7 protein-coding genes and 2 pseudogenes are annotated in these 12,283 nt (G+C 71.2%); 5 read left to right on the plus strand and 4 right to left on the minus strand.

The genetic code is table 11. The features are described 5' to 3' along the window. Window positions 1-17: 17 nt before the first annotated feature. On the minus strand, window positions 18-374 hold the full coding sequence (locus BMY89_RS19195; RefSeq protein WP_092381386.1) for a hypothetical protein: 357 nt from the start codon (window positions 372-374) through the stop codon (window positions 18-20). A gap of 222 nt (window positions 375-596) precedes the next feature. Here BMY89_RS19195 and BMY89_RS19200 point away from each other — a divergent pair, with 222 nt between their 5' ends. Then, window positions 597-2,129: an acyl-CoA carboxylase subunit beta gene (locus tag BMY89_RS19200; RefSeq protein ID WP_092381387.1), complete on the plus strand. Its 1,533-nt coding sequence runs from the start codon at window positions 597-599 to the stop codon at window positions 2,127-2,129. A 101-nt stretch (window positions 2,130-2,230) separates the two neighbouring features. Continuing rightward, window positions 2,231-3,385: an acyl-CoA dehydrogenase family protein gene (locus BMY89_RS19205; protein ID WP_092381388.1), complete on the plus strand. Its 1,155-nt coding sequence runs from the start codon at window positions 2,231-2,233 to the stop codon at window positions 3,383-3,385. Window positions 3,386-3,395: 10 nt separating this feature from the next. On the opposite strand, the gene BMY89_RS19210 is transcribed toward BMY89_RS19205, so the two are convergent. Beyond that, the gene (locus tag BMY89_RS19210; protein ID WP_139217973.1) at window positions 3,396-4,709 is read right to left on the minus strand and encodes a hypothetical protein; all 1,314 of its coding nucleotides are present in this window, start codon (window positions 4,707-4,709) and stop codon (window positions 3,396-3,398) included. A gap of 243 nt (window positions 4,710-4,952) precedes the next feature. Here BMY89_RS19210 and BMY89_RS19215 point away from each other — a divergent pair. After that, window positions 4,953-7,397, plus strand: a pseudogene (locus BMY89_RS19215) (ATP-binding protein); the annotation flags it as partial. Window positions 7,398-7,870: 473 nt separating this feature from the next. On the opposite strand, the pseudogene BMY89_RS19220 reads toward BMY89_RS19215, so the two are convergent. Then, window positions 7,871-8,335, minus strand: a pseudogene (locus tag BMY89_RS19220) (MarR family winged helix-turn-helix transcriptional regulator); the annotation flags it as partial. Between the two features lie 102 nt (window positions 8,336-8,437). On the opposite strand from BMY89_RS19220, the gene BMY89_RS19225 reads away from it, so the two are divergent. Then, on the plus strand, window positions 8,438-9,019 hold the full coding sequence (locus BMY89_RS19225; RefSeq protein ID WP_092381391.1) for a YceI family protein: 582 nt from the start codon (window positions 8,438-8,440) through the stop codon (window positions 9,017-9,019). 372 nt (window positions 9,020-9,391) lie between these two features. Beyond that, window positions 9,392-10,870, plus strand: a complete 1,479-nt coding sequence (locus tag BMY89_RS19230) for a glutamate-cysteine ligase family protein (RefSeq protein WP_092381392.1) — start codon at window positions 9,392-9,394, stop codon at window positions 10,868-10,870. A 35-nt stretch (window positions 10,871-10,905) separates the two neighbouring features. Here the strand turns inward: BMY89_RS19230 and BMY89_RS19235 are convergent, their stop codons facing one another. After that, complete coding sequence (locus BMY89_RS19235) at window positions 10,906-12,267, minus strand: hypothetical protein (protein ID WP_092381393.1); 1,362 nt, start codon at window positions 12,265-12,267, stop codon at window positions 10,906-10,908. Window positions 12,268-12,283: the final 16 nt, after the last annotated feature.

Genomic DNA, 12,283 nt, shown 5'->3' on the forward strand with positions numbered 1-12,283 from the left:
GGTGGTCAGGCTGGCCGTCATACCACCATTCGATCACCGGCCTCCCACGCGATGATCATGAAGACGGTCGCCGACAGCGGCCAGATCCACCACCGTCCGGATGCCCTGCGTCGTCTGAAGGACAGGACGAGGAACCCGAGAGTGAGCAGGCACGAGGCCGCGGTGGACCACCACCACACCCTGGTGTCGGGGATATAGCGACCGAAGCCGGCGTCCCAGTAGCGAGGGCTGGTCGCCTGCGAGGAGAACCACACGAGCCCGAGGGCTACCAGCGGCAGGGTCACGCCGGCGACGACCGTGAGAACGACGGAAATTCCGGTACGCACCGCAACGGCCGCAGCGGGCGGGGCGGAGTCGTCCTCGGCAATGGTCATGTCTGCGCCTCCAATCGGGCCACGCCCGCCGCCGATGGGCACGCACGTGTTCCCGATTCGAATTATCACCTCCGATGGCCCGAACCGAAGGGCGGAGTTACGCGCGCTACCGGCGCTTCGGGCGACGGGCTCGCGGACGGGCTCGCCAATGCGTTAGCCTAACGATCGTTCAGGCCGGTCCGTTCACCAGCAGGCGGCCGGCTCAGGTGGTGAGGGGGCGGCGTGACGTTCGACGGTGAGGCACTGGAGCAGCTGCGCAAGCGCGCCCGGGCCGGCGGTGCGGACAAGTACCACGCGGCGAACGCGGCCAAGGGCAAGCTGTTCGCCCGGGAGCGGGTCGCGCTGCTGGTCGACGAGGGCAGCTTCGTGGAGGACGGGCTCTACGCCAACGCCCTCGCCGAGGGATTGCCCGCCGACGGCGTGGTCACCGGCACCGCCACCGTCGACGGCCGTCAGGTCTGCCTGATGGCCAACGACTCGACCGTCAAGGCCGGCAGCTGGGGCGCGCGCACCGTCGAAAAGATCATCCGGATCATCGAGCGGGCGTACGACACCGGAGTGCCGATGGTCTACCTGGTCGATTCGGCCGGTGCCCGGATCACCGACCAGGTCGAGCTGTTCCCGGGGCGGCGCGGCGCCGGAAAGATCTTCTGGAACCAGGTGCGTGCCTCCGGCTCGATTCCGCAGGTCTGCGCGCTGTTCGGGCCGAGCGCGGCCGGCGGCGCGTACATTCCCGCGTTCTGTGACGTGGTGGCCATGGTCGACGGCAACGCCAGCATGTACCTCGGCTCCGACCGGATGGTCGAGATGGTCACCGGCGAGAAGACCACCCTGGAGGCGATGGGCGGGGCGAAGGTCCACTGCACCGAGTCGGGTGTCGGGCACTTCCTCTGCAAGACCGAGGCCGACGCGCTCGACGTGGTGAAGCGCTACCTGTCGTACCTGCCGGCGAACTGGACCCAGCAGCCACCGACCGCGCCCGCCGCCAGCGCGCCGGCCACCGTGGACCTCGCCGCGCTGGTGCCGGCGAGCGAGCGGCAGGCGTTCGACATGCGGCGGTACGTCAAGGGTCTGCTCGACGAGGGCTCCTTCTTCGAGATCCAGGCGCTCTGGGCCAAGGAGCTGACCATCGGCTTCGGCCGGCTGAACGGCGAGGTCGTCGGCGTGGTCGGCAACAACTCGATGTTCAAGGGGGGCGTGCTCTTCGTCGACTCGGCCGACAAGGCGACCCGGTTCGTGCAGCTCTGCGACGCGTTCAACGTGCCGCTGCTGTTCCTGTCCGACGTGCCCGGGTTCATGGTCGGCAGCGCGGTGGAGAAGCAGGGCATCATCCGGCACGGCGCGAAGATGATCACCGCGATCTCCGAGGCGACCGTACCCAAGATCTGCGTGGTGGTCCGTAAGGCGTACGGTGCGGGGCTCTACGCGATGGCCGGGCCGGGGTTCGAGCCGGACGCCACCATTGCCCTGCCCACCGCGAAGATCGCGGTGATGGGCGCGGAGGCCGCGGTCAACGCGGTGTACGCGAACAAGATCGCCGCGATCGAGGACGAGGCTCAGCGGGCCGAGTTCGTCGCGGCGAAGCGGGCGGAGTACGAACGCGACATCGACATCGTCCGGCTCGCCAGCGAACTGGTGATCGACGCGATCGTCGAGCCGCACGAGCTGCGGACCGAACTGGTCCGCCGGTTCACCGCCGCGCGCGGCAAACAGCGGCAATTCTCCCGTCGCCGGCACGGCGTCACCCCCGTCTGAGCCGTCGACCCGGCACCCGCCAGCACCGAACCACCACAGCCAGCACGATCCCGCCCCGGCGTCACGAGCGACCGACGGGCCGCCCACCCAGGAGGAACCCGATGGACTTCCGGCTCACCGAGGAGCACGAGGCGCTGCGGGACAGCGTGCGGGACTTCGCCCGCGAGGTGGTCGCGCCGGTCATCGCCGAGCACTACGAGCAGCACACCTTCCCGTACGAGATCATCCGGCAGATGGGCAAGATGGGGCTGTTCGGCCTGCCCTTCGCCGAGGAGTACGGCGGCATGGGCGGTGACTACTTCGCCCTCTGTCTGGCCCTGGAGGAGCTGGCCCGGGTCGACTCCAGTGTGGCGATCACCCTGGAGGCGGCGGTCTCCCTGGGGGCGATGCCGATCTACCGGTTCGGCACCGACGAGCAGCGGGCCCGGTGGCTGCCGAAGCTGCTCAGCGGCGAGGCGCTGGCCGGGTTCGGGCTCACCGAGCCGGGCTTCGGTTCGGACGCGGCCGGCACCGAGACCCGGGCCGTGCTGGACGAGACGGCGGGCGAGTGGGTGATCAACGGTTCGAAGGCGTTCATCACGAACTCGGGCACCGACATCACCACCCTGGTCACCGTCACCGCGGTGACCGGCATCCGGCCGGACGGTGCCAAGGAGCTGTCCACCATCATCGTGCCGAGCGGTACGCCCGGATTCACCGTCGCGCCGGGCTACTCCAAGGTCGGCTGGACCGCCTCGGACACCCATGAGCTGACCTTCGACGACTGCCGGGTGCCGGCGGAGAACCTGCTCGGCGAGCGCGGTCGGGGCTTCGCCCAGTTCCTGCGCATCCTCGACGAGGGTCGGATCGCCATCGCCGCCCTGGCCGTGGGCCTCGCTCAGGGCTGCATCGACGAGTCGATCAAGTACGCGAAGGAGCGCCACGCCTTCGGCCAGCCGATCGGCAACTACCAGGCGATCCAGTTCAAGATCGCCGATATGGAGCTGAAGGCGTACACGGCGCGGCTGGCCTACTACGACGCCGCGGCCAGGATGCTGGCCGGCGAGCCGTTCAAGCGGCAGGCGGCGATCGCCAAGCTGCACGCCAGCACGATCGCCGTGGACAACGCCCGCGAGGCGACCCAGATCCACGGCGGTTACGGCTTCATGAACGAGTACCCGGTGGCCCGCTTCTGGCGGGACTCCAAGATCCTGGAGATCGGCGAGGGCACCTCCGAGGTGCAGCGCATGATCATCGCTCGCGACCTGGGTATGTGAGTACTCCGCCTCAGCCGTTCGTGGCGGTCGGGGCCAGCCAGGAGCGCAGGGTTTCTGCCGCCCCGGCCGGCACCGCCGAGCCCGCCATCTCCTGATCGGCCTGGACGAGCACAGCGCGGGCGTCGACACGTTCGCCGTCCGGGTCGATCAGGACGCCCCGGACTGCCGGGTGCGCCAACCGCCAACCGCGCCGCAGCAGGTTCTCCTCCACCAGCCACACCAGCGCGCCGGGCGGTTCCTTGGTCTGGTAGTCGCGGGGGTCGTCGGACAACTCGCTCACCGGCACGCCCATGGCCGCGGCCAGCACCTCCCTGGGGCGGGTGCGGATTACCTCGAATACCTCCAGGTCATCGACGGCGTCCCGACCCAGCACCAAGGTGACATCGTCGCGCACGGAATCGGCGTCCTTTACCGCGCGCTGCCGCCACCAGCTGCGCGGTGAGTCGGCAAAGCTGAACCAGCGGATGTGGCGCGGGTAGGGGATCCCCATCAGCTGGCGGACCAGGCGGCGACGCTCCCTCTCCGACAGCGGAGCGATCGGCACCGGATCGGCGGCTGGTGTCGCTCGCAGCGGCGCGTCGCCGAGGGCGCGTAATGCGATGGAGAGCCGGGGGTGGATGGTGGCCAGCACCAAAGCGTCGTCGGCGTCCCAGTCGGATTCGCCGAGGCCGTGGCGCAGCGCGTGACACCAGCCGTCGTCGATGTCGCTGATTCCCACCTCGACGGGCCGCCACCAACGGTGTTCCGGAATCCCGGAGTGCTCCAGAAACTCGGCGTACTCGTCGGAGACGATGCTCGCCAGTGCGAACGCGCGGGCCGCGGGATCCACGCCGCCGGCCGCGAGCACGGCCGCCTCGTCGGCCTCGCGTTGCACCTCGGCCGCGAAGTCGGCGAGCCTGTTCCGCAGCTCGGTGGCTCGTCGCAGACCACGCCCGTGCTCGTACGACTCCGCCTGGACGGCATCGGTCCAGAGGTCGAGTAGGCCGTTGACCAGGCCGGCGTGGCGGTAGCGGAGCAGCGCGAGTCGATGACCGACCAGCGCCCGCAGCTCGCCGGCGGCGAGGCAGGCCAGCAGCGGTAGCCCGATCAGCAGATGCCGCTGCCGGTATGTCACCGACAGGTCGACGGTCGGCGCCGCGGTGAACAGCACCCGGCTGGGCATCGGCGTGCCCAGCCTCCGTGCGGTCTCCCTGACGAGCGCGTACAGCTCCGGGTTCGTCTCGGGTGTGACCGGCACTCCGCCCTGGTTGCCGACGAGATGCCGGGCCAGCATCCAGCGGGCGTGCCAGACGCCGAGGGCGCCTGGCACCCGGTCGTACGACATGGTCTGCATTCTCACCGTGACCCGATCACTCATCAATGAAAGTGCTGCACACCCGCACCCGTGGGGCTCGCGGCCGATCCTCACCTGCGGCCACGACAGACCATATGGACGAGATCGGAAAAGGTCAGTGGCCGTTCGTCCAGCGCCCGAGTCCGATCGGTCCTGTCAGGTTTCGGCACGGGGTCGTCGGGTGGCCGACGATCCCGTGTCCGATGTCGGGCCTGGCCCGTAATGTCCCTGCCCATGACGTCGGGTCATGATCGTCCCTCCGGTCCGCCCGCGCACGCCGGCCTGCCGGAGCTGTTGCGGGCCCACCGCCTGGCAGCCGGCTCCACCCAGGCCGACCTGGCGGCCCGCGCCGGCGTCGGCGTACGTACGGTCCGCGACCTGGAACGCGGCCGTTCCTCGCGGCCGCAGCGCACCACCGTCGAGTTGCTCGCCGAGGCGCTCGGACTGACCGGGGCGGCCCGCCGGGCGTTCCTGGCCGCCGCCCGTGGCGGTGGCACCGCGACCCCAGAGCCCGACGCCGTCACGCCACCGCGGCTGCCGCCCCCGCCTGAACTGATCGGCCGCGAGCGCGACGTCACCGAGCTGGCCACGCTCCTGACCGAGCCGCGCGGCCCTCAGGTGGTGAGTTTGGTGGGGCTGGCCGGTGTCGGTAAGACGGCGCTGGCGTTGGCGGCGGTGCATGCTGTCGCTCCCGCCCACCCCGGTGGTGCCGCCGGGGTGCTCATCGGTGCCGGCTCGGACGCCGCCGACGTGCTCGCCGCCTCGATGACGGTCTTCGGTACCGCCCGGGTCACCGAACTGGCCGCCCGACTCGGCGACCGGCGTGCCCTGCTGCTGGTGGATGCCGCCGAACGGGCGGCTGACCCGGTGGCCGGGACGCTGCAGCGGCTCGTCAACGCGGTGCCGTCGCTGCGGGTGCTCGTCACCGGCCGGCACCCGGTGGGGCTGCCCGGTGAGTGGGTGCGCCCGGTGTCACCGCTGGAGGTACCGCCGCCGGGCGACACCGACCCCGCGACGCTCGCCGGTTACCCGGCGGTCGCGCTGTTCACCGCGCGGCTGGCCCAGGTCCGGCGGGAACCGCCGTCGGATGACGAGTTGCCGGCGCTGGCGGCGCTGGTCCGACGGCTGGGCGGGCTGCCGCTGGCCATCGAGCTGATGGCGGCACGCGGCCGACTGCTCGACCTCACCGAACTGCTCGACCGGTACGGCGACCGCGTACTGGACCTGGACACCTCGGGCGCCACTCGCAGCGGCTGGGAGGCGGGAGCGCGGGGCGAGGACGCTCAGCCGGCGGTGGCGGAGACGCTGCGTGACGCGGTGGCAACCAGCTACCGTCTGCTCGCCGCCGAGGAGCGGGCGGCGCTGCGCCGGCTCGCCGCGTTCGGCAACCGGTGGTCGGTCGACCTGGCTGAGGAGATGCTCGCCGGCACAGCCGTCACCGTCGACCCCGTCGCACTGTTGAACCGGTTTCTCGAACTGGGCCTGCTGAACGTACGCGGTGGTGGTTCGTTCCGGTTCCGGCTGGTCGACGCGGTCCGGGACTACGCCGTCGAGCAGGCGTCGGGCACCGGCGAGTCGACCGTGATCCGCCGCCGGCACGCCCGGGTGGTCACCCGGATGGTGGAGCGGACCGCGTCCGGCCTGACCGGCGCTGGTGCCAGCGCCGCCGCGCGTCGTCTGGACGAGGTCACCGGCGACATCACCTCGGCGCTGGCGTACGCGGCGGTCGACGATCCACTGACCGCGCTGCGCCTGGCGGCGAGCCTGCCACGCTGGTGGCGGCTGCGCGGGCGGGACGTGCTGGGTCGGCACTGGTTGCTGCGGCTGCTCGCCGACCCGCGTACCGCCGACGCCGATCCGGCGGTGCGGGCGTGGGCCTCGGTCGGCGTCGCCATGCTCGCCGCCGAACACGGCGCGGCCGCAGCCGAGGTGCCGACAGCCCGCACGGCGCTGGCGGAGTTCCGGCGGCTCGGTGACGTTCCCGGCGAGTTGGAGGCGCGTACCGTGCTGGGTGCCCTGTTGGCCGCGACGGACCGACCCGGGCCGGCGCGCGAGCAGGCGGAGGCGGTGCTCGCCCTGGCGAGCGAGCACGGCCTGGTACGGCAGACGGCGGTCGCGCAGCATCACCTGGCCTGGCACGAGATCAGACTCGCTGACCTGCCGGCCGCCCGGCGCCGGTTGGCCGCTGTGGACCGCCTCGGCGGGCAGTGCGCGGAGCAGCAACTGCGGGTGCTGGCGCGGGGCACGGTGGCGGAGGTGTTCCGCCTCGAAGGCCGGTACGCCGACGCGGTGGACGAGGCGCGGCGGGTGCTGACGGCGCTCGCCGACCTGGGCACGCCGCGGCATCGGCGGCAGGTGCTCGGCACGCTGGGGCTGGCGCTGGCACAGGACGGCCGGGCGGCCGAGGCCACCAGGGTACTCGTCGAGCTGCGCCCGCTCGACGGAGCCGGCGCGCTCATCGAGGGTCATCTGGCGCTGCACCGGGGTGACCGGGAGGTCGCTGCGGAGTGGTTCGCCGCCGCGGCCGAGCCGGACGGCACCGGCCGGGATTGGCGAACGGTGGTGGAGGCCCTGGTGGGCCTGGCCGCCAGCACCGCCGACCCGACCGTCCTGGACCGGCTGGACCTGGCCTGCCGCAACGGCGGAATCCGGCTGCTGCGACAGGAGGAGGAGTTGCTCTACGTCCTGTCGGTGAACCGGAACCGGCGCACTACGGACGGAGCCGTGAGGCACGGCCGGCCGGGCGAGACGCCCGGCCAACCGGCGGCAGGGACGGGGGTTGCGCGGACGAGGAAGCCCCCTGTTGCCACCCCTCGCTCATCGCCCGCGCCCCCCACTGCACCCCCGCTGCAGCGAGATTAGCCAGCGCCCGGCAACGAATCTGTCGGGTTTGGCGGGCTATCGCCCATTGTTCACTTGGTTCTGCCGGTCTTTCTGCCGGTGACGTCACGCTCGGCTTGCCGCCCGTACACGCTCGGCTGGCTGTCCGTGCGCCGACGGCCGGGCCCGGCGATGACGGGCGGCGCCCGTCAGGGATCGACCCTGGCGGCGGTCGCCTCGTGCTCGGACGCCGGCCCGCTCTCGGTCGGGTCGTCGCACCCGGTCGGAGTCTCGCCCCGACCCGTGGTCTCGTCCTCGGCGGGGGCGGAGTTGCTGCCGGCGGTGGCGCAGGGATGGACGGCGTCCCGCACCCGACGAAGGCCGTCGAGCAGTGCGTTCAGCGCCGGCGGATCGAGTTGGCCGGTGAACCAGTCCTCGATGAGTTGGAGATGCCCGGGCAGGCTCTCGTCGAGCCGGCGTAGGCCGGCGGGCGTCACGACCGCGTACGAGCTGCGTCGGTCGGAGGGGCAGGCGCGTCGGGCGATCAACCCGTCGCGTTCCATCCGATCCACGACTCGGGTGACGCCACTGGTGGAGAGCGAGGTCTGGGCGGCGAGATCGGTCATCCGCAGCTGGTTGCCGGGGGACCGGGAGAGCCGGGTCAGCACTTCGAACTCGACCGGTGACAGGCCGTGTTCTTCGAGCTGTTTGGCGAACCGGGCAGACAGCCCGGCATGTACCTCGAAGAGCAGGCCCACGGCCGTGATCCGAGGGTCGTCGAACACGTTCGGGTTCACCAGCCCATCCTACCAGTAACTTGACACAAGGAATATTGCGGAGGCTATAGTTGCTGACGCAGCCGTTGGGCTACTAAACAATCTCCCGGAAGGCAGTCTCTCATGACCAGCAGCACCGAGTCGGTTACCCGCGAGTGGAACGGCCTCACCATCCCGGCGGCCGGCACCTACCTGCTGGATGCGGCGCACAAGCGGGTCGGCTTCGTCGCCCGGCACATGATGGTAAGCAAGGTGCGCGGTGAGTTCGCCGACGCGAGCGCCACCATCACCATCGCCGAGGAGCCGCTGGAGTCCTCGGTCTCCGCCACCATCCAGGCAGCCAGCATCAACACCGCCCAGGCCGACCGCGATGCGCACCTGCGCAGCCCGGAGTTCCTCGACGCCGAGAAGTTCGCCACGCTGGAGTACCGCAGCACGGGCGTGAAGTCGCACGAGGGCAACGAGTTCGTCCTGGCCGGCGAGTTGACCATCAAGGACGTGACTCGTCCGGTCGAGCTGAAGGTCGAGTTCGAGGGCGTCGGCCGCAGCCCCTTCGGCCAGGACATCTTCGGCTTCTCCGCGAGCGCCGAGATCGACCGTGAGGAGTTCGGCCTGACCTGGAACGTCGCCCTGGAGTCCGGCGGTGTGCTGGTCGGCAAGAAGATCAAGATTGAGATCGAGGGCGAGGCCATCCGCCAGGCCTGAACCCCGTACCGCCCCGACAGGCCCGCGCCCGCACCGCGCGGGCCTGTCGGCTGCTGTCACCGCCCTGCGTGCCGTGGACGCGAGCAGGTCTGCCGGCGGGCGGTCGCCCTGCGCGTACCGGGTCGCCTGGCTGGTGCAAATTGTCACAACTTGTTCGCCGGTTGGCGCGCAGTCTCACCGTCCCGGCTGGGTAGGAATTCCGGCGGGAACGCCCGGCCCGGCCGCATCGAGGTCGATCCACCTCGAAGGCGTGATCGACTGCGGCGGTGGATCGATTCCGCTGGTGGCCGGGCTCGGCGTTTCCAGCGAGTATGGTTCACAATGCGCTGCGGAGCGGCACCGTTCCGTGGCGTCGCGCGCCGGGAGGAACACATGGGCAGGGATGTCGATCGAGCCGCCTTCTCCCGTGAGGATCGGATCCAGTACCGGCAGAAGGTCCGCCGCTGCCTGGACGTGTTCGCGTTGATGTTGGACGACTTCGGCTTCGACGCCGACCGGCCGATGACCGGGCTCGAGATCGAACTCAACCTGGTCGACCCGGCCGCCGAGCCGGCGATGCGCAACGAGGAGATCCTCGCCGCGATCGCCGATCCCCTGTTCCAGACCGAGCTGGGGCAGTTCAACCTGGAGTTGAACGCCAACCCGCGCCTGATCTCCGGCGCCGGGTTCGCCGACTACGAGCGCGACCTGCATGCCAGCCTGAGCCGGGCCAACGACCGGGCGGCGGGGTCGGACACCCGGATCGTGCTGGTCGGCATCCTGCCCACGCTGACCGAGCGCCACCTGGTCGCGGACAACCTCTCCACCAACGAGCGGTACCGGGTGCTCAACGATCAGATCGTCGGAGCCCGAGGCGAGGACATCGAGCTCGACATCCGAGGCGTCGAGCGGCTGCGTACCCACAACGACTCGATCGCGCCGGAGGCGGCCTGCACCAGCCTCCAGTTCCACCTGCAGGTCGCGCCGGACAGCTTCGCCGACTACTGGAACGCCTCACAGGCGATAGCCGCGGCGCAGGTGGCGGTGGGCGCGAACTCGCCCTTCCTGTACGGCCGCCAACTCTGGGCGGAGACCCGGATCGCCCTGTTCGAGCAGGCCACCGACACCCGGCCGGACGAGCTGAAAGCCCAGGGCGTACGCCCCCGGGTCTGGTTCGGTGAACGCTGGATCACCTCGATCTTCGACCTGTTCGAGGAGAACGTCCGCTACTTTCCGCCGTTGCTGCCGATCTGCGAGAGCGAGGACCCGGTGGCGGTCCTGCACGCCGGCGGCGTACCCGAACTGGCCGAGTTGCGGCTGCACAACGGCACCGTGTACCGGTGGAACCGGCCGGTCTACGACATCATGGACGGCCGTCCGCACCTGCGGGTCGAGAACCGGGTACTCCCGGCCGGGCCCACCGTGGTCGACATGCTGGCCAACGCCGCCTTCTACTTCGGGTTGGTCCGTGGCCTGGCCGAAGCCGACCGGCCGGTCTGGAGCCAACTCACCTTCAGCTCCGCCGAGGAGAACTTCCACGCGGCGGCCCGACGTGGCATGGACGCCGTCCTGCACTGGCCACGGCTCGGTGAGGTGCCGGTGACCACCCTCGTGCTCGACGTGCTGCTGCCGCTCGCCGCAGCCGGTCTGGACGGCTTCGGGGTCGCCCCGGCCGAGCGCGACCGCCTGCTCGGCATCATCGAGCAGCGCTGCCGCACCGGACGCAACGGCGCGGTGTGGCAGACCGCCACGGTGTGGGCCGCCGAGCGGCACCTGGGCCTGGACCGGCGCGCTGCCCTGCACCACATGTTGCAGCGCTACGCCGAGTTGCAGTTCACCAACGAGCCGGTACACACCTGGCCGGTCGACTGAGGTACCAGGATCCCGGGTCAGGTCAGCGGGTGGGTCTAGCGGCCCCGCCGCTGTTGCCGGACGCGACGGCTCCCGCCCTCCGGCGTCTCGTCGCCGCCGGACGACTCCACCGAGAGCGAGGTGCCGGCGTCCTCTCCCGCGGCCGTCGATCCTTCCGCCGATCCCTCCGGCTTCGCTGCGGTCTCCGGTGCGGCCGAGCCCGGTGCTGCCTGCTTCGGTGCTGCCTGCTTCGATGCGGTGGATCGCGGTGCGGTGGATCGCGGTGTGGTCCCGCTACGGGCCACCGTCGACTCGCCGGCTGCTGTTCCGTCGAGCCGGTCGGTGTCCGGCTCCGATTCGTGCGCGAGTCGGTCGTCGTCCCCGACGCGCTGTCGGGGTACCACCGTGCTGGGGCCGGGGTTGCTCGACCGGCTCTCCGCGAGCCGGGCCGATCGCTGGGCGAGCGCCGCCACCAGGACGGAGCCGCCGATTCCGACGATCACCGCGTACGGGGCGGTGAGGTGAGCGGACACCTGTTCCGGACTGATCGCGGTGAGCCTCGGCACGGCGAGGAAGTACGCGATGGCCACCAGCAGCGGTCCGGCGGCGCCCGAGGCGGTGGCGCCGACCCGCCGGTCCGTCGCGCGGACGCCGCTGCGGGCGGCCAGCGCGCCGATCACCAGTGCCGAACCGAGCGACAGGACCGCTCCGGGCCAGTAGAAGTAGTCCCGGATCCAGAACTGTTCGCTGTCCGAGCTGAGTTGCCAGATGCCGAGCTGCGCGGTGGTCAGCCCGCGACCGGCGAGCACCGAGTCGACCACCGCGATGACCGCGAGCAGCCAGAGCCAGCCTGCGGTGGCGACGACGTTGGTGGCCGCGGCGCGGCAGCGCAGCGCCCAGACCGCCACGAGCGTCCCGACCAGTACGCCGACCGCCGCGTACCCGGCGGCCATGTTCCGGGGGGACGGAGTGTCCGGCACCACCGCGACCCGCGCCGGAACGGCGACCAGCAACACCGTGATCAGCGCGCCCAGGCCGGCGGCCACGGCCAGCGCGACTCCCCACAGCCCGCCGCCGGCCTGCCTGGTGGTGGTGGTGGACGGCGCTTCATCGACGGGCGAAACGGGGCCACCGGACGCCGCCGACCCGCTGGCCGCCGCTGCGGTGTCGGACGGTGACGCGGCCTGGCGGCGGTCGTGTAGTCGCTGGGCGCAGACCGCACCGAAGATGGTCGAGGTCGCGGCGATCCAGGTGGCCCAGATCAGGCTGGCCACCCAGGCCGCCGTGCCGACGGTCGTCTCGGTCGGTGCCCAGTTGAGAATGCCCAGGCCGTACCCGAAGCCCAATTGGGCGGCCCCGGCGCCGGCTGCCACACCGGCCGCGGTGGCGATCGATCCTCCCCAGCCCTGTCTGGCCATGCCGGGCAGCGTAACG

This window comes from Micromonospora phaseoli (assembly GCF_900109115.1).
GTDB lineage: Bacteria > Actinomycetota > Actinomycetes > Mycobacteriales > Micromonosporaceae > Micromonospora > Micromonospora phaseoli.